This is a genomic window from Pseudomonas sp. FW305-28 (genome assembly GCF_017351395.1).
Lineage (GTDB): Bacteria > Pseudomonadota > Gammaproteobacteria > Pseudomonadales > Pseudomonadaceae > Aquipseudomonas > Aquipseudomonas fluorescens_AA.
The window spans coordinates 20,811-39,222 of record NZ_JACNDD010000029.1; the positions used below are offsets into that span (position 1 = coordinate 20,811).

Consider the following 18,412-nt stretch of genomic DNA (forward strand, 5'->3'; position numbering starts at 1 on the left):
GTTATGGCCCGTGGGGTTAACAAAGTCATATTGGTCGGTACTTGCGGCCAGGATCCCGAAGTTCGCTACCTGCCGAACGGCAACGCCGTGACCAACCTGAGTCTGGCGACCAGCGAACAGTGGACCGACAAGCAGACCGGCCAGAAGGTCGAGAAGACCGAATGGCACCGCGTGTCGATGTTCGGCAAGGTGGCCGAGATCGCCGGCGAATACCTGCGCAAGGGTTCGCAGGTGTACATCGAAGGCAAGCTGCAGACCCGCGAGTGGGAAAAAGACGGCATCAAGCGCTACACCACCGAAATCGTGGTCGACATGCAAGGCACCATGCAATTGCTGGGTGGCCGTCCACAGGGCGACCAGCAACAAGGTGGCAACAACTACCAGCAGTCGGCTCCGGCCCCGCGTCAGCAGGCGCCTCGTCCACAGTCGGCACCACAGCCACAACGTGAGCGCCCGGCCCCACAACAGGCCGCGCCGCAACCGGCTCCGGATTTCGACAGCTTCGATGACGATATCCCGTTCTGATCCTCGCCTGAGCGCATTACGCAGGTAGGTCACGAAAGCCCCAAGCGCTCAGCACTTGGGGCTTTTTATTTGTCTGGCGCAAACCGATTCGTGAATTTGGGGACACGGGCAAGCCCGGCCTCGCTCACAGATCCAGATCCAATACCTCCTGCATCCTCTCGCCAATCGACTGACTCAACCACGCGGCATGAAACGCCATGTCCTGATCCGTCAGATCAACCCCTACCCGAAGTGCGATGGCCTTGCCATTGCCTCCGGCGAAGCCCACCACAAAGTGACAGATGTTGGCGGAAGCGGTCGTTTTGTAAGGCTTGATGTAATGGATGTCGCTGTACGGCACGCATTCTTCCGTGGTTTGCCGGGCAGGGCGGCGTTGGGTGAGGGTGAGGCGTTGCTGGCGTTCGTCAAAGCAGAAGCCGAGCACCTTAGGTTCGGATGCCAGCCAGTTGAGCACGCAGACGGCTGCGAATGCGCTGGTTAACATGAGTGCTATGAACAGAGGGTCCTCGATCACTCTTGTGTGGATGGGCGACAGGTTTTGTCCGACATGAAACAGCTTCGTCGATAGCACTGCCAGCCCGTAGATCGGCAAGGCCAGCAGTATCACCACGGCATACACCATCGTGCCCAGGTATCCCGGCCTCGATATCTCGCTTGAGCAATCCCACGTGGGCGGGTGCGGTGGCGCTGATGTAGCGGTCGGGAACGGGGATTCGACCAGGCGCGGCGGGCGTTTGCGTTTCATACGGCTGGCTCTTGGGAAAAATGCCCGGCCATTCTTATCGTCATTCTTCAAGTACGCCTAGTAAAAAACGGTTCGCCCGAGGTTGGGTTCTTCCTGGCCCCCGCCAATCCAGGTTTTATCTGTCTGACTTGCCGTGCTATCACCCCTCACGGCCGATAGTCCGCCGGTAATTCATGCCGCGTCGGCGCTTTTTCTTCGTGATAGTGCGGTTTGCCCTGGGGAGAGCTCATCAAGGTCGAATTGGCCAGGATTGTCTCCGTCAGCAAACAGTCTTCACCTTCCCCGAACCAGCAGGCCAGCGCCGAGTTTCGATTGCCGTGCAGGTCCACGACGGCTGGCCAGTTTTCGACGCCGTGGGCGTCACTGGGGGCGATGTCGGGGTAGTGCTTGGGCGGCAGGACCAGCGCATCGCCGGGCCGCAGCCACAGATCGGCCAAATGGATTTCCCTCGACGCAGGCCGCCAGCGGGCGACGCTGATCACCAGCGGCAGGCGGCCATAACGGGAAAAGAACGCGTGGGGGAAGTTGTGGTATTCGAGGTCGGTCGGGTTGTAGGTCAGCAACTCGCGCTGGCGCGCCGGGCCCAGGTAGGGCGACTGGTGGCCGGCCCATTTGCCATAGGTGTATTGGCCCAGGATCAGTTGGTCGTATTCGAAACGCAGGCATTCGCCGTTGCCGAGCAGGGTCAAGCCAAAGGCCTGCGCCGTTTCCTTGGTTGCCCAGATCGGTGCGTAGTGCACTTCGCTGGCGTGGAAGTCGAACGTCTTGATCCAGTAGGAACCGCTGTTCGTTGCAACCTCACGGTCCCGCCAACTGATGCCCGAGTAGCGAGTGCCCAGGGACAGGGCCGGGTTCTCGGGGCTGAGCTGGATCAGGTGGCCGCGCTCCTGGACACTCGGTCGTGCCAGGCCATGGTCGTTGAACAGGTAGGGAAACCGGCGGGGATCGAGGGCGGTTTCCACGCCATCGCCGATAAAGGGAACACTGTTGAAGACTTGCATCGTATGGGGACCACGCACGCAAGAAGGCTAGAGAAAAGGGCGCTCAATCGCCCGATGAACCTGTGGGAGCGAGCTTGCTCGCGATGGCGGCGGCACATTCAACATTGAAGCAAGCTGAAGCAGCGCTATCGCGAGCAAGCTCGCTCCCACAGGGGATGTCACTATCGGGTGTCAACTGTACGGACGATGCTGCTCACGCAACCAGTCCATGCCGTGAGGTTGGCGCCACGGCCGGACGGCGGCGCGCTTTTCAACCTGGGTCAGGCACAGGGCGTCCATCCAGTAGTAGACCATCAACAGGTGAAATACCTCATCGCCGCGTCGGTCCCAGATGACGTCGTCCTGCTGGCGACCCGGTTCGATGGGCTTGAGCCGGCAGTCGCCCTGGTCGTGCATGCCCTGCAGGCAGGTTCCCGTCTCGTAGTTGATCAGCAGCACCGGGTGGTTGATTTCCGGATAAGGTTTTTCCAGCTCGGGCATGTACCAGTATTGCCCTGGATTGTGCCTGTCCGGCGTCTGCATGGCGATACGGGTCCGGTTTTGCGGATCGACCGCCAGGGCCGGTTTGGCGTCGGTATTGTTGCGCACGATGTACAGCGCGGTGCGAGGGTCTTCCTCGGTCGTTGCGGTTTTTACCAACTTGACCTTGCCGAACGAGTCGTGGGAAAACCGAGCCTTGACCTTCACCGTTGGGTTGAGGTCCTTGCCTGCCTGGCCAAAACCGGCAATGAGTCCATCGACACCGGGTGCCTCGAAGTCATTTCCCGCCAGCACATAGGTCAGGCCGGACAACGGGTTGGGCTGCATGTGCTTGGTCAGCGTGTCCCAGCGCATCAGCGATACTTCGCTGGCGCCGTTGGACAGCAGGGCCTCACGCATGGCATACGTCGGGTAGTAGCGCGCGTCGCGCGGCCAGCGCTCAGTGGCCATCAGCAATTTTTGCCCGTTTTTTTGTCTCAGCAGCAGGGCCAGCGCATCCCAGAACTGTTCAAATTCCGTGGTCGATGCATTCGCGGCGGGTGGGTAGTGGAAGCTTTCGCTGGTTTCCTTGCTTTTGTTGTCGACGAACACCATTCGCAAGGCAGGGCGGGTTGCTTCGGCCTTGGAGGTGGCTTGCCGCCCGGAGCGGCCGAGGACAACCACCGAGTCTTGCCAAGTGGCTTCGATTTCCGCCTTGTAGCTGGTGTACCACTGGTAGGCCTGCTCCAGTGCCGTACGGGTCTCGCCTTCCTTGACGAAGCGATAGACCGGCGCGATTGCCAACTCCACGACGGTCGGGTCGTCGGGCAGCGATTCGCGCCATTTGCCGAACTCCGCATTGCAATTGTTCGGGTCCACTGAGTTGAAAGCAATGGCGTGCGTGCCACCCCGGGTGGTCAGGTTGGCGTTGCGATGGGCGATGTTTTTCTTGACCGTTTCCGAGACCGAGGTGGTCGCGCTGCCGCTGACAAAGGTGCCGTATTCGGCTTTGACCATGGCATCGAGGGTGTTGGTCTTGCTGAGGAAACTCTTGAGTGCGGTCATCGCATAGTTCAGCGAACCACCGACAGTCACTTCGCTGACGATATCGGCACCAAAGTCGACCAGGAAATTGAAGAATGGCGCCGGATTGCTCGAGTCGAAGGCCTTGGGCAACTCATCGATGCGCTTCTTGAACGCTTCCGTGGCATTGGCGGGGCTGACCTCGAGGGTCAGTTTCCATAACCGCACCGTGTGACTGTAGAGCGCGGCTTCACGCTCTTCGAGCGTCTTGATGTCGCTGCCGAAGGTGGCTTTGAAACCGGCAGAAAAGGCGCCGTATTTGCCGGAGGCTTCGACACTCGTCTGGGTATGTCTTTCGAATTCGTCGCGGGAGGCAAACGTCTCGGTGGAGAAGTTGTCGTTGGCCACGACCGTGGACATGGTGACGTTTTTCCCCACGTTGTAAGACGTTTTCCGGTACGGCACCGCACGTTTGCCCGACTCGGTATCGCCGACCTTCAGGCACTCCTTGCTGTCGCCGGCCCAATCGAGCCGGTTCAGTCCGCGCCCCAGTAATTGCGAGCCGCCGATATCCCGCACGTCATCGCCTGCGTTGCCCTTCAGTCCATCGCTCATCGCCTTTCTCCCATCGCTCAGGTTGTATCAACTGGGTGTCAATTGATGGGAGTGAGTATCGGGAGGGCGGTGATAGGCGGACAGTCCAGAGCGGTGTCAGTCCGGTATCAGTTTGGTATCAGGCAAAATGCCATCTTTTCATTAACCCGGGCGAGGCGCAGGAGTACACTCGATCGGCTGCCGTTGTCCCAGGGTTGAAAGGGCTATCGACATGGACTCCCGACCAAACACCTTTGTTGCCCTGCCCAGGCGTGATGCTTCGATATCCGACGGCCGTGTCCTGCTGGACGCCGTGTCGTTGAAAGGCCTGCGCAAACAGCATGGCCTGAGCCAGGAAACCCTGGCCGAGGCCTGCCTGAACCGGCATTTGTGCGTCTCGATCGCCTCCATCAAGCGGGCCGAAACCGGCAAGCCGGTGCTTTACCGCACGGCTCGGCACTTGGCGACGGCCTTCGGGGTCGATGTGAGTGAGCTGCTGAGCACTCCCGCCTCGGTGGCTTTGGCGCACATCCAACAGACGATGAGCGCGGTGCACCAGACGGCCTTTGCGCAACAGGCGCTGAAACAGGTCGATGACAGCGTCATCCGCTACGTGCTGGAGCTGTCCTTTCGGATCGATGGGCTGCCCGTGACGACGTTCATGGAAGAAATCGAGCGCCTGGTGCGTCAGTTTGGTGGCGTTCCACTGGGGATGACGCAGGATGTGGTGATCGCCCAGTTCGGTTCGCCACAGGCCTATCGCAGCGATAGCGAGCGGGGCCTGCTCTGCGCGCTGGCCCTGAGTCGGGAGCAATTCGTCACGTCCGGGCATGCCCTGTTACTGCGGCTTGTGCGCCTGAGTGCCGACACCATGGAGCCTGCGGTCGAGCCTGTCTTGCTCGCGCAAAAGCCGCTGTTGGAGCGTCATGGGCACGCGCCGGTGTATGTTGCGCAAAACCTGCTGGAACAGCTCGCTGCACGGTTTGAGTTTTCGTCCGGCGACGATGAGTTCCAGGCCTATCGCAAATGCCTGCGCCCGCGCAGCCTCGACGAAAACGCGCCGCGCCCGTTGGTGGGGCGGGCCATCGAGCTCTTGCAGTTCAAGGCGGTGATCGAGGCCACCCAGGAATGCCAGGACGGCCACATCGTCTATGTGCGCGGCATGGCGGGCATTGGCAAGACCCGTCTGGTCAGCGAGTTTTTCGAAATGGCCCGGCAGCGTGGCTTTGCCTGCCATCGCGGCGATGTGCTGGATTTCGGCATGGACAACAGCCTTTGGCCCCTGGGGCAACTGCTGGCCAGCCTGCTCAACCTGGGGGGTGCGGCGTCCGTCAGCGCCTCGCTGTTGGATGCCGCGTTGTCCCGCCTGAAAGTGGCCGCCGAACATCGCATGTTCTTGCAAGTGCTGACGGGGGTGTCGTCTGCCGAGCCTCCGGCCCTGTATGCCGCGATGAGCAACCAGGCCCGTACCCAGGGGCTGTTCCAGGCCTTGCTCGACGTGTTGCTGCGCAGCGCGGTGCAACAGCCTTTGCTGATCTGCGTCGAAGACCTGCACTGGGGCGATGCCACGCTGTTTATGCTGCTGGGCAGGCTGCTCGATGCCACTGACGAAGCGCCGGTGGTCTGGCTGCTGACGTCCCGTCCCGAAGGCGATCCGCTGGAAAGCGAAATCCGTACGCATTCCTCCAGCCCCATGAGTCTGCTCGACATCGCGCCGATCCGGGCGCGGGAGGCCACGGTCCTGGCGGAGCAGTTCACTGAGGTCGATCCGCGTTACCGGGCCGAATGTGTCGCCCGTGCCCAAGGCAACCCGCTGTACCTGACGCAACTGCTGTCGAGCCAGCAAGGGGTTTTCCCTGACAGCCTTAGGCATCTGGTCCAGACCCGCTTTGACAAATTGGCCCCCGAGCAACGTCGCGCCCTGCATTACGCCGCGGTGCTGGGCAATCGCTTCGAGCTGACGCTGTGGCGCGAAGCACTGGGGCAGCCCGGTTATCTGCCGACCGCGGACATGCGCCAGGGGCTGTTGCGGGAGGTCGAGCCAGGCAGCTATCTGTTTGTCCACGACCTGGTCATGCACTGCCTCTACGATTCAATGCCCACGTTGCTGCGCGAGCAGTTGCACGGTGAGGTGGCGAATCTCTATCGCGCGCACGATCGGGTGCTTTATGCCCAGCATTTACTGCGGGCCAACGATCCGGCGGCGTTCGACGCACTGTTGGTGGCCATGGGCGAAAAACGACTGGCCTGCCAGTACGACAGTGTCCTTGCGCTGGCCCGGCAATGCTCGGCGTTTGCCGAGCATGCGCAGGGCAATTTCCCCTTCGCGTTGCTGTGCGGCCAGGCGTGCTCGGGCCTGGGCCAGACCGTGGAGGCCCGGGCGCATTTCCAGCGCGCCTTGGCATTGGCCGAGCAGCCGCAGGATCGGATCGAGGCCGCGTTGGGGCTGGCGGCAGTCCTCAATACCCTCGATTGCCTGGACGAGGAGGAGCGCCTGATCGAGGACATGCTGCCCATCGCCCGGTCCATGCAGGCCCATGCGGCGCTTGCCCGGTTGAATCACCTGCGCGGGAATATCTATTTCCCACGGGGTGATTACGCCGAGTGTCGCCGCCTTCACGAAGAGGCTTTGTCTTCTGCTCGCATCGGCCGGGACCTGGAAACCGAGGCCAAGGCCTTGAGTGGCATTGGCGACTCCTACTACGCACAAGGGCGCATGCAGACCGCCTACGAGGTCTTCGATCAATGCGTACGCCTGTGCGAGCGCAATGGCTGGACACACGTGGAGGCGGCCAACCGCAGCGCCCGTGGATCGGCGCAGTTGTACCTGGGTCAGCCAGAGCCCGCCTTGCGTGACGCCATGGAAGCCATCGAATGCAGCGCCCGGCTGGGCAATCATCGAGCGCAGGTTTTCTCGCGGCTCACTGCGGCCTGGGTGCTGGTGGCGGGCGGCCAGGATGCCTTGGCGGAACAAGAGCTGAACAGTGCCCTGACGTTGGCGCGCAGCCTTGGCGCCAGCCGTTTCGAAGCGATCCTGCTGGAAGGGTTGGCGCGGGTGGCGTTGCGCCAGGGCGAGCGCGGGCTGGCGCAGACCTTGATCATGGAGGCGGCGAGCCTGGTGGAGCGCTTCGAGTTGCAGCGCTATATCGGGCCTTGGGTCTACGGCAGCCTGGCGATGATCAGCGATGACGGACCGTTCAGCCAGCAGGCCTTGGCGAAGGGCGAAGCCCAGCTCACCCAAGCCTGCCTGGCCCACAACGCCTTGCGCTTTCGCGTGGCTGCCGCTGAAACCTACCTGTTGGCGGGTAATACCGAAAAGGCTATCTGGCATGGGCAACAGATGGCGGCATTGCCCGAGTCGGCGTCGTGCGCCTGGATCAACCATCATGTGCGGTTGATCGATGTGGCGGGGCAGTGGCTGCGCAACGCCGATCAAGCCAGCGGCGAGAAGCTGAAGGGGATGACGCGCGAAGCGCAGCAGATGGGGTTCGTGGCGACGATGCCGCGGTTGTTGCTCGTGCTGGAGACTTGATCGCCTCCAGACACGCCGTTGATGCCCGAGGCAAAACCGCACTTGGGTGATGAAGCGCGGTTTTTTAGCTGTGCCGTGGGTTTACTGATGGTCGGCCAGGAATTGCTCGGTACTCACCACACTCGCGTAGGCAAACCCCAGCGCTGCCATGAACGCCGCATGCACCTGGGCAGCCGGCACGACCACGCCGTTGAATTCCAGGTCGAGGGTCGCGCAGGCGTCGTGGATCACCGTGACGCCGTAGCCCAGGTCCGCCGCCGCCCGCACCACGCCATCGACGCACATGTGGCTCATGCTGCCGACCACCACCAATTGTTCGATGCCGTGCTGGTCGAGGAGTGCTTGCAGTTCGGTTTCGCGAAACGAATTGACGAAGTGCTTGAGGACCACCGGCTCATCGGCGCGGTTGAGCACCTTGGGGTGCAACTGTGCGCCTTCGGAGCCTGGGGTGAAGAACGGCGCGTCGTCGGAGGTGAATTCGTGGCGGATGTGCACTACGTTGTCGCCGGCCTGGCGAAAGGCTTCGATCAACCGTGCGGCGTTATCGGCGGCGGCTTGAGCACCGACCAACGGCCATTTGCCCTGGGGGAAGTAGTCGTTCTGGATATCGACTACGATGAGCGCTTGCTTGGACATGAGGGCTTCCTTGATCAGGTGGGGTAGGGCGCCAGTATTGGCCTTTACCGCCGGTTCGAGGATTGGCCGCAACGACAATAAGCGAGGGAAAACTGACAATGGCGCAGCAAAGGGCAGTCGCCGAGCTTGGCGTGCTCATCTACCCCGGCGCGCAAATGGCGGCGGTGCATGGCTTGACCGATCTGTTCGCGGTGGCCCAGCGGATCGCGGCCGAGCACGCCAGTGCACCATTGCCACGGTTGCGGGTCAGTCACTGGCAGACCGACAACGGCGAGGCGCCGCGGCGGGTGTTCGACAGCGAAACCGGCCCGGCGGGCCATTTGGTGGCGTTGCTGATCCCGCCGTCCCTCGCCGGCTTCGATGACGACCTGGCCTCGCCGACGCTGATGGATTGGCTGCGTGCGCAGCATGCGGGCGGCACTGTGTTGGGCGGTGTGTGTGTTGGCTCGATCCTGTTGGCCGAAAGCGGCCTGCTCGATGGGCGCAGCGCCACCACCCATTGGAGCTCGGCCAAGGATTTCGCCGCCCGTTACCCGAAGATCAAACTCAACGCCGACAAACCGATTGTCGACGACGGCGACCTGATCACCACCGCCGGGCTGATGGCCTGGTCGGAACTGGGACTGCGCCTGGTGGACCGCCTGCTCGGGCCCAGCATCGCCACGCGCACCGCGCAATTTCTGGTGATCGAACACAGCGACAGCGCGAGCCAGTGCGGCAGTAACTTCGCGCCCATCCTCGGCCATGGCGATGCGGCGATTCTCAAGGTCCAGCATTGGTTGCAAAGCAACGGCGCGGTGGAGGTTTCCCTCGGTGCGATGGCCGAACGGGCCGGGCTGGAAGAGCGCACCTTCCTGCGCCGTTTCCGTGCCGCCACCGGGCTCAAGCCCACCGAATACTGCCAGCACCTGCGGGTCGGCAAGGCCCGGGAAATGCTGGAGTTCACCAATGGCACCATCGACCACATTGCCTGGACCGTCGGCTACCAGGATCCCAGTGCCTTTCGCGCGACGTTCAGGAAAATCACCGGGTTGGCGCCGAGTGATTATCGGGCGAGGTTTGGGGTGAGCCCGCTGGGCATTCCCAAAGGCTGACACTGGACCTTTTGTGTCGAGGGAGCCTGCTCCCGCTGGGCTGCGCAGCAGCCCCACCATCCTAACTGACACACTGCGGTGTAGGTTCCTTGGGGGCGCTTCGCACCCCAGCGGGAGCAAGCTCCCTCGCCACAGGGTGCTGCGTCTGCTGCTGGATATCGTGCAATTTGCGGGATGCCAAGCCTGTGTCGTGCAGAATGAAACAGGCCCGTTGCTATCAACTGCACACAAGTCGCCCGCTTGGCTGCCCCATCCTTGCCGATGACATCATTGGCCTGATCTCTGCACCTATCCTTACCTAAAGCCATCGAGCGCAGGAGGAAGGGCACCGCATGACATCAGTCAATCGCAACAAACGGGTCGTGGCCTATTCGGTCAATCCACAAGCGCCGCGCCATGAGGTCGAGACCAACCGTGCACTGGCCCAGTGGCTGGCGCAGATCCTGGGTTGGGAGTACGGCGACAGCCATGACCCCAGTGCCGGTCAGGATCTTTATCTGTTGCCCACGCAAACCCTGATCGGCACCGAAACCTTGATGCGCCTGGGGGTGAAGGGGCCGGAGGATGTGTGGGGTGGGTATGTCGAGCATGATTTTATCTGCACCAAGGCGATTACCCACGGTCTGTTGAATAAGGACGCGGTGGCGCCCAAAGGCTGGTCGCCGCTGTTTGCCAAGCTGACGCGAGGCGCGGTGCTCGACGGCGTGACGGTCTTTTCGCTCAAGGACGCCCGCCCGGCCGCCGAACATTTGCTCTACACCGGGCCGATCCGCATCAAGCCGATCCATGCCTGCGCCGGACGTGGTCAACGGCTGATCAAGAGCCTGGCACAGTTCGATGAAATCGCCGCCGGGCCCGACGCCCAGGCGCTGTTTGGTGAAGGCGTGGCGCTGGAACAGCACCTCAACGAGGTCAAGACCCAGAGCGTCGGCCAGAGCTTCATCAACGGCCAGGTCCTGAGCTATTGCGGCGTGCAACACCTGACCCACGACAGCGAAGGGCTGGAGGTGTACGGCGGGTCGGACCTGCTGGTGGTGCAGGGCGGCTACATCGAGCTGCTCAGGCTCGAACTGCCCGACGATGTGCGCGAGGCGGTGCGGCTGGCGCAAGTGTTCGATGACGCCGCCAACCAGGCCTACCCGAGCTTTTTTGCGTCGCGGCGCAATTACGACATTGCCCAGGGCCTGGATGCCGCCGGCCAGCCTCGTGGCGGCGTGTTGGAACAGTCGTGGCGCATGGGCGGGGCCAGCAGCGCCGAACTGGCGGCGTTGCAGGTGTTCGTCGAAACGCCTGAGACCAACGCGGTGCGGGTGTCTTCGGTGGAAACCTACCTCGACCAACCGCTGCCAGCCGGGGCCAGGGAGGTTTATCGCGGCGAGGCCCACAACAGCGACTTTCTTCTCAAATACGTAACGGTTCAATCCTATGACGGCTAGAAGTGAAACCATTCAAATCGAAATCGACGATGAACGCATGGACGGGACGTTCCTGAGCCCCAAATCGAAGGTCCCTGGCGTGTTGTTCGTGCACGGCTGGGGTGGCAGCCAGGAGCGTGACCTGGAACGGGCCAAAGGCATCGCCGGCCTCGGTTGCGTGTGCCTGACCTTCGACTTGCGCGGGCACACCGGCGGGGCGGGCATCCCGTTGTCGCGAGTGACCCGTGAGGACAACCTGCGGGATCTGTTGGCGGCATACGACCGCTTGCTCGCCCACCCCGCCCTGGATACCTCGGCGATTGCCGTGGTAGGCACCAGTTATGGCGGTTACCTGGCCTCGATCCTGACGTCGCTGCGCCCGGTGCGCTGGCTGGCCCTGCGGGTGCCGGCGTTGTACCGCGACGAGCAATGGCACACGCCCAAGCGCGACCTGGACAAGACTGACCTGCTGGATTACCGCAGCACTCTGGTGCACGCCAGCACCAATCGCGCGCTGCACGCGTGCTCGCAGTTCACCGGCGATGTGTTGCTGGTGGAATCCGAGACCGATGCCTACGTGCCCCATGCCACCATCATGAGCTACCGGGCGGCGTGCCAGCAGACCCATTCGCTGACCCACCGGATCATCGACGGCGCCGACCATGCCTTGAGCGACCCCGTGTCACAACAGGCCTACACCTCGATCCTGGTGGACTGGATCACGGAAATGGTGGTGGGAGAGCGGTTGAGCATTATTCAGGCGCGCTGATCGTGGGGCCTCATCGCGAGCAAGCTCGCTCCCACAGGAGGGTGTGTGGCGATCGAGATAGGTGTGTTCACGACCGATCCAATGTGGGAGCGAGCTTGCTCGCGATGAGGCCAGGCCAGGCAACCCATCACTTCACTTGACCCCAGGCTTGACCCGCAACGCCTTGGCCTTCGCCTCGATCACCAGGTACATCACCACGGTAATCAGCAACGGCAGGATGAAATAGATCGCCCGGTAAGCGATCAGCCCCGCCAGCAGACTGCCCCGCGACACCTCATGTTGCAGCAGGGCAACGAACACCGCCTCCAACACCCCGAGCCCCGCCGGAATGTGAGTGATGACCCCGGCAATGCTGCTGATCAGCAACACCCCGAGCACCATCGGGTAATCCAGTTTGCTGGGCAGCAAGGTGAAAATCACCGCCGCCATCAACGACCAGTTCAGTGCGCCCAACGCCAGTTGCAGCACCGCCATGCGCAGCGACGGCAGGTTGATCTCCATGCCGCGGATGGTCCAGGCCCGACGCTTGGAAAACCTGCAGGCCGCCAGGTACCCGGCACTCGCCAGCAACAACAGCACGCCCACGCCTTGCAACGCATCGCTGCTGAGTTTCCAGCCTGGCGGCATGGTCACCAGGCCGCTGCTGAACACCACCCCGGCCAATGTCATGTAGCCGAACCAGTTGGTGGCCAGGCTCAGGCCGAGGATCTTGGCGATGTTCCCGCTGCTGACGCCCAGCCGCGAATACAGGCGATAGCGCATGGCGATACCGCCTACCCAGGCGCTGAGGTTGAGATTGAAGGCATAACTGATCACCCCCACCGGCAAAATCTGCCGCCAACCGAGTTTCTGGCGGATGTAGGTGCGTCCGATCAGATCGAAGCAGGCGTAGGTGATGAAGCTGGTGATGGTCAGCGCAGCGGCGATGATCAAGGTGCGCACTTTGAAATCGGCCAGGGTGGCGAACACCTCGGACCAATCGATGCGCCGGGCCAGGGCGGTGAAGAGCACGATCAACAGCAGGAAAAACACCAGGGTCAGCGGTCTTTTCCAACGGCTCCAGCGGGATTTGGGCTTGGCCTGTTCCGGCGCATGGGCATCTCTCGGCGCGGTGTGCGCTTCAGAGTGGTTCATGGGGTTCGCTCCGGACCGCCGTCGGCGGTGAAAAAGGTTTCAGGCGTGGTTTATGGGCCGGCAGCCAGCCGGCCCAGGCCGGGAAATGGCGCAAAAAGTGGAACACCATGAAACCGATGGTCATGCGCCACAGCAGGCCCCGCGGCGCATGGTTTTCGGGCATGACCGTGCAATGGTTGCGGCTCAGGTAGTCGAGGCGCTCGAACAGCTCACGGTTGAACGTCCGGTCCCGGATCAGCACGTTGGCCTCCAGGTTCAGCGACAGGCTCAGTGGGTCGAGGTTGCTTGAACCCACCGTGCTCCAGTCCTCATCCACCAAGGCGACTTTGCCGTGCAGCGGCCGCTCGCAGTATTCGTAGATCACCACGCCGGCCTTGAGCAGGTAGCTGTAGAGCATCCGGGCCGCGAGCTTGGCGATCATCATGTCCGGTTGCCCTTGCAGGATCAGCCGCACCTCCACGCCGCGCCGCGCCGCGTTGCGGATCTCGCGCAGCAACCGGTAGCCGGGGAAGAAATACGCGTTGGCGATCACCACCCGCCGCTGGGCGCTGCGTAGCACCTGCAGGTAGACCTCTTCGATGTCGGTCTGATGCTCGTGGTTATCCCGGTAGACCAGGCGCACCTGGCCGTCATGGTCGTTGACGGCCAGCTCATTGCGGCGGCTGCGGCGGCGTTGCCACCAATACTTGGCCCGGGACGGACGGCCGCTTTGCAGCAGGGCGAAGTGATGGATGTCCACCACCGCCGGCCCCTTGATCTCCACGGAATAGTCCTGCTTGGCCTCGGGGCCGAAATCCCCCAAGTGGTCGGCGGAAAAGTTGATCCCGCCGATGAAGGCAATCACCCCGTCCACCACCACGATCTTGCGGTGCAGGCGGCGGAACCAGTTGGTGCGGATGCCCAAGCGCCGGGGTGCCGGATCGAACATCTGCAAGCGCACCCCGGCGTCGCTCAACGAGGCCAGGAAAGCGGTGGTCAACTCACCGCAGCCGAAGCCATCGAGGCTGACGGTGATGCGCACGCCACGCTGGGCGGCTTCCACCAGCAGGTCCCGCAGTTCGTAGCCGACCTTGTCCTCGAACAGAATGAAGGTCTCAAGCAGGATTTCTGTTTCGGCCCGGCGAATGGCCTCGAAGACCCTGGGGAAATATTCCTCGCCGTTTTCCAGCAACGTGACGCGATTGTTGCCGTGCCAGCCGTATTCGATATCGGCCAGCGCCGGGTCGCGTTCGGTGGGCGTCGTGTCGACCTGTTCTACCGTCGCCTTGTCCATCGTCGCGCTCATAATTCGATCTCCACCGACAGCGGTGCATGGTCGGAAAGGTGCGACCAGGGTCGTACGTTCAACACCTTGGGATGATGGGCCTTGAGGTTGCGCACGTAGATGCGGTCCAGGCGCAGGATCGGCAGGCGCGCCGGAAAGCTGCGGGCCGGCTTGCCCCACTGCTCGGCGAACACTTCCCGCAGGCCGCAGGGTTCGAGCAGTTCACTGGCTTTGCCGCGCCAATCGTTGAAGTCGCCGGCAACGATCACCGGTGCATCGGGCGGCAGTTCGCTCAAGCGTTGGCGAAGCAGCTTGAGTTGCTCGACACGATGACCTTCGCGCAGCCCCAAGTGGACGCAGATGGCATGCACATCCTGCCCATCGCCCGGCAGGCGCAGCACGCTGTGGAGCATGCCGCGGTTTTCATGGCCGCTGATGGACACGTCCAGGTTGTCGTGGCGGATGATCTGGAATTTCGACAACAACGCATTGCCATGATCGCCCGCCGGGTACACCGCGTTGCGCCCATAGGCGAACTGTGGCCAGAGGGTGTCGGCGAGGAATTCGTATTGCGGCATGCTCGGCCAGTTGCTGTAGCGCTGGGGATGGTGTTCGTGGGTGCCGTGGACTTCCTGCAGGAACACCACGTCGGCGGACACGCTGCGCACCGCTTCGCGCAGTTCCGGCAGGATGAAGCGCCGGTTCAGGGCGGTGAAGCCCTTGTGGGTGTTGACGGTCAGCACGGTGAAACGGCTGACCTTGTCGAGATCCTGAGCCCCTTGTCGGGTCGGCTCGCAGGTCGCTTCGCTGGTTTGCGGACGGTTCATGGCAACACCCCTTCAGCTGGTCGCTGGCCGGGCGCGGTGGCGAGGTCCTTGTCCAGATGGAAATGTTCCAGCAAATGGCGTGCGTCGTAGGGCGCGCGGACTTTGATGTCGTTGTCGAAATAGCAGAATACTTCCCGGCTCTGGCGTGCCCGGGGTTTCTTGTCCGGGTCGATCAGGTGCGCGTCGCTCGGCTGCTTGCCGTGGCTCCAGGCCTCGATCCGGTCGCCCCAGCGCTTCAACGCCTCGTCGGTGTAGCCGCTGGCGTACAGCTCCTCGGCGCCATGCAGGCGCAGGTAGACGAAATCGCTGGTGACGTCTTCACGATAGGGCCATTTGCCGGCTGTGTCGGCGATCACCAGGGCCACGTCGTAGCGCTTGAGCAACGTGATGAAGTGCGGGTCGATGAAACTCTCATGACGGATTTCCACGGCGTGGCGCAGTGGGCGCTTTTTGTCAGTCGTGGTGCTGGCGTGGCCGTCCAGGCGCGGCTCATGCTCCCGGGCCAGGGCGGCGGCGCCTTCGGTGTCGTGGGGCAATTGCTTGAGGAAATCTTCAAACAGCTCGGGATCGAATTTGAAGCTGGGTGGAAACTGCCAGAGGATCGCCCCCAATTTCTCCTTGAGCTCCAGCACGCCGGAGGCGAAGAAGTTGGCCAAAGGCTTGCGGATGTCCCGCAGACGCCTGATGTGGGTGATGAAGCGCGGGGCCTTGACGCTGAACACGAAGCCGGACGGTGTCTCGGCATACCACTGGGCATACCGTTCGGGGCGTTGCAGGGCGTAGAACGATCCATTGATTTCGATACTGTTGACCGCTCGCGAGGCAAATTGCAGTTCCCGTTTCTGGGTCAGCCCCTTGGGGTAGAAATCTCCCCGCCAAGGCGTGTAGCGCCAGCCGGAAATACCAATGTGGATCGCCGTCATGTATCCCTCCCGTGCCAATGACCTCGTACCGCCTGTGTCTTTTGATGACTGTTGCGCGGCCCGGAAAGTTTCGATGGGATGCCCGGCGGCAGTGAACCTGTGGCGAGGGAGGCGCAGCAGTCCCAAAAACAGGGCCGCTGCGCGCCCCAGCGGGAGCAAGCTCCCTCGCCACAAGGTTTGTATTGGCCTTGCGAGCGAACTTGCTGGCGCAATATTGATCAGTTCCTTACCGATCCCGCGTGAAGGAGCCTCGCGTTTTGTCTCGATTGAGCACTGTATTGCTGCTGTTCTTGCTGGCGCTGACCGGCACCAGCGCCTACGGGACCGCCGCCGTCCCTGGCACCTCCAAGCCCGATGAACCGCCCGCCGAACCTGCGCCGCTAGTGCAGGGCGGTTTATTGGGGGCCATCAGTTCGAGCATCGACGACGTCCAGGACAAACTCGACCTCAACCAAAGCCTGGTGGATGCCTGGCGCCTGCGGGCGGACCGGGCGGCGGATGAGGTGGACCGGCTGGTGGACCAGACGTCCCGTTCGTCCTGGCGCGTGGCGGGGGATTTCCTGTTGTTGTCCAGTGTCTGGCTCGGCGCGTTTGCGCTGATCTGGTCCGCGGCGCGGTTGCTGTTGCGACATCTGGGCCACCGGCGCTGGCTGCGCACCCGCCGGCGCGTGCGCGACCTGCTCGGTTATCTGCTGCCGTACACCGCTGCGGCATTGATCTGCCTGCCGTTGACCCTCTATGTCAGTCACTTTCTGCAAGTCTCGGTCGGTCGCGCCCTGGCGTTATGCTTCGCCTACGCCACCAGCAGCGGTATTTTCTCCACCTCGGTGTTGCTGTGCGTGATCGTGATGTTCAACGCCGGCCACAAACGCCGGGCGGTGGCGATGATCCGGCGTTTCAGCCCCCGACCGTTGTTCCTGATCGGCTTTCTCGCCGCCCTCAGCGATGCCCTGACCAGCCCGCAGATCGCCCGGCAACTGGGCGGCAACATCACCAGCAGCGTCGCGGTGTTCACCGGGTTGTCGGCGTCGATGATCTTTGGCTGGCTGGTGATCCGCATGCGCCGCCCGGTGGCGCACCTGATCCGCAACCGTCCGCTGGCCCAGCGCTTGAAACAACCGGCCTTGCAGGAGTCGCTGCGGATTTTTTCCGGGCTCTGGTATTGGCCGATCCTGTTGATGGTGCTGGTGTCGGCGGTGAGCCTGATCGGTGTCGGCGAGGACAACCAGAAAGCCCTGCGTTGCGCGCTGTTCACCACCATCCTGCTGATCGCCACGGTGTTTCTCAGCACGGTGTTCCAGCATGTCTTCAAGTCGCCCAAGGCCGAGGCTATCCAGCACAACAGCGCCTACAAGGGGCGGCTGTTGAGCCTGTTGCACGCTTTGTTGCGGATCGTCATGGCGGTGGTATTCATTGAAGTCCTCGGGCGGATCTGGGGCATTTCCCTGTTCGAGTTCGCCTCGCGCAACGCCATAGGCCGGGCGATCAGCGATTCCTTGAGCCGCATCGGCCTGATCTTCCTGATGACCTGGCTCACGTGGGTGGTGCTCGACACGGCGATCCAGGAAGCCTTGAAGCCGCCACTGAACAAGCGCGGGGCCCGCCAGCCCAGCACCCGGGTCAAGACCATCCTGCCGCTGTTGCGCAACGCAGCGAAAATCATCCTGGTGGTGATTTGCGCAATCACCACCATGGCCAACCTGGGCATCAACGTTGCGCCGTTGCTGGCCGGGGCCGGAGTGGTGGGGCTGGCGATCGGTTTCGGTTCGCAGCAACTGGTGCAGGACGTGATCACCGGGCTGTTCATCATCATTGAAGACACGCTGTCCATCGGCGACTGGGTGGTGCTCAGCTCGGGCCACGCCGGCACGGTCGAAGGCCTGACCATCCGCACCCTGCGCCTGCGCGACGGCAAGGGTTTCGTGCACTCGGTGCCGTTCGGCCAGATCAAGGCGGTGACCAACCAATCCCGGCAATTCGCCTTTGCGTTTTTCTCCGTGCAATTCACTTACGACACCGATGTTGACCAGGCCATCGAGCTGATCCGCGAAGCCGGGCGTTCGATCGCCGAAGACCCGTTCCTCAAGTTCAACCTGCAAGGGCCGCTGGATGTGTTCGGCGTGGACAAGATGGACCTCAACGGCGTGGTGCTCACGGCGCAGTTCCGCACCGTGTCGGGTGGGCAATATGCGGTGAGCCGGGCGTTCAACCAGCAGTTGAAGAAGCTTGTGGATAACCACCCGGCGGTGCACTTTGCGCAGACTTATCCACAGCAGGTGATGTTGCCCAAGCGGTTGGTTGAGGAGAGGAAAGAGGGGGAGGAGGTACCTGATCAACCTCGGTAGTGGGTGAGGTTTGTGGTGGGGTTGCCGGCCCTATCGCGAGCAAGCTCGCTCCCACAGTAGGTTTGTGGTGAATGTACAACCCCTGTGGGAGCGAGCTTGCTCGCGATAGGGCCCGTCCAGACACCC

14 protein-coding genes are annotated in these 18,412 nt (G+C 62.5%); 6 read left to right on the plus strand and 8 right to left on the minus strand.

The genetic code is table 11. The features are described from left to right. The first annotated feature begins 3 nt into the window (after positions 1-3). Positions 4-525 carry a single-stranded DNA-binding protein gene (locus J4E53_RS09485; protein ID WP_003206078.1) on the plus strand — a complete coding sequence of 174 codons (522 nt, stop codon included), beginning with the start codon at positions 4-6 and terminating at the stop codon, positions 523-525. Between the two features lie 124 nt (positions 526-649). Here J4E53_RS09485 and J4E53_RS09490 read toward each other — a convergent pair whose 3' ends face one another. The 3 genes from J4E53_RS09490 to J4E53_RS09500 all read right to left on the minus strand — a co-directional run bounded on the left by J4E53_RS09490 (position 650) and on the right by J4E53_RS09500 (position 4,368). Next, a complete protein-coding gene (locus J4E53_RS09490) occupies positions 650-1,270 on the minus strand; it encodes a hypothetical protein (protein WP_177431683.1) in 621 nt (206 codons plus the stop codon). A 146-nt stretch (positions 1,271-1,416) separates the two neighbouring features. Continuing rightward, positions 1,417-2,271, minus strand: a complete 855-nt coding sequence (locus J4E53_RS09495; protein WP_103308226.1) for a hypothetical protein — start codon at positions 2,269-2,271, stop codon at positions 1,417-1,419. 171 nt (positions 2,272-2,442) lie between these two features. Continuing rightward, on the minus strand, positions 2,443-4,368 hold the full coding sequence (locus J4E53_RS09500; protein WP_060740396.1) for an MAC/perforin domain-containing protein: 1,926 nt from the start codon (positions 4,366-4,368) through the stop codon (positions 2,443-2,445). A 211-nt stretch (positions 4,369-4,579) separates the two neighbouring features. Between J4E53_RS09500 and J4E53_RS09505 the strand changes: the two genes are divergently transcribed. Continuing rightward, the gene (locus tag J4E53_RS09505) at positions 4,580-7,879 is read left to right on the plus strand and encodes an AAA family ATPase (protein ID WP_103308227.1); all 3,300 of its coding nucleotides are present in this window, start codon (positions 4,580-4,582) and stop codon (positions 7,877-7,879) included. A gap of 81 nt (positions 7,880-7,960) precedes the next feature. Here the strand turns inward: J4E53_RS09505 and J4E53_RS09510 are convergent, their stop codons facing one another. After that, the gene (locus J4E53_RS09510; RefSeq protein ID WP_103308228.1) at positions 7,961-8,515 is read right to left on the minus strand and encodes a cysteine hydrolase family protein; all 555 of its coding nucleotides are present in this window, start codon (positions 8,513-8,515) and stop codon (positions 7,961-7,963) included. 98 nt (positions 8,516-8,613) lie between these two features. Between J4E53_RS09510 and J4E53_RS09515 the strand changes: the two genes are divergently transcribed. The 3 genes from J4E53_RS09515 (at position 8,614) to J4E53_RS09525 (ending at position 11,793) form a co-directional block, all read left to right on the plus strand. Then, the gene (locus tag J4E53_RS09515; RefSeq protein ID WP_103308229.1) at positions 8,614-9,609 is read left to right on the plus strand and encodes a GlxA family transcriptional regulator; all 996 of its coding nucleotides are present in this window, start codon (positions 8,614-8,616) and stop codon (positions 9,607-9,609) included. Positions 9,610-9,941: 332 nt separating this feature from the next. Then, positions 9,942-11,045, plus strand: coding sequence for a DUF3182 family protein (locus J4E53_RS09520; protein WP_103308230.1), 1,104 nt, complete (start codon positions 9,942-9,944; stop codon positions 11,043-11,045). After that, on the plus strand, positions 11,035-11,793 hold the full coding sequence (locus J4E53_RS09525; RefSeq protein ID WP_060740401.1) for a S9 family peptidase: 759 nt from the start codon (positions 11,035-11,037) through the stop codon (positions 11,791-11,793). The genes J4E53_RS09520 and J4E53_RS09525 overlap by 11 nt, the downstream gene beginning before the upstream one ends. Positions 11,794-11,925: 132 nt before the next feature. Here the strand turns inward: J4E53_RS09525 and J4E53_RS09530 are convergent, their stop codons facing one another. From J4E53_RS09530 to J4E53_RS09545, 4 genes are read right to left on the minus strand one after another with little or no spacing between them, the layout of a single operon-like run. Next, on the minus strand, positions 11,926-12,927 hold the full coding sequence (locus J4E53_RS09530; protein WP_103308231.1) for a lysylphosphatidylglycerol synthase domain-containing protein: 1,002 nt from the start codon (positions 12,925-12,927) through the stop codon (positions 11,926-11,928). Continuing rightward, positions 12,914-14,212, minus strand: coding sequence for a cardiolipin synthase ClsB (gene clsB, locus J4E53_RS09535; RefSeq protein WP_103308232.1), 1,299 nt, complete (start codon positions 14,210-14,212; stop codon positions 12,914-12,916). The genes J4E53_RS09530 and clsB overlap by 14 nt, the downstream gene beginning before the upstream one ends. Next, entirely contained in the window at positions 14,209-15,018 is an 810-nt protein-coding gene (locus tag J4E53_RS09540; protein ID WP_103308233.1) for an endonuclease/exonuclease/phosphatase family protein, read from the minus strand. Before J4E53_RS09540 ends, clsB begins: the two co-directional genes overlap by 4 nt. Continuing rightward, positions 15,015-15,941 (minus strand): DUF72 domain-containing protein, encoded by a 927-nt coding sequence (locus tag J4E53_RS09545; RefSeq protein WP_103308234.1) that lies wholly within the window; start codon positions 15,939-15,941, stop codon positions 15,015-15,017. The genes J4E53_RS09540 and J4E53_RS09545 overlap by 4 nt, the downstream gene beginning before the upstream one ends. A 257-nt stretch (positions 15,942-16,198) precedes the next feature. Here J4E53_RS09545 and J4E53_RS09550 point away from each other — a divergent pair, with 257 nt between their 5' ends. Next, positions 16,199-18,286 (plus strand): mechanosensitive ion channel family protein, encoded by a 2,088-nt coding sequence (locus J4E53_RS09550; protein WP_103308235.1) that lies wholly within the window; start codon positions 16,199-16,201, stop codon positions 18,284-18,286. Positions 18,287-18,412 lie beyond the last annotated feature (126 nt).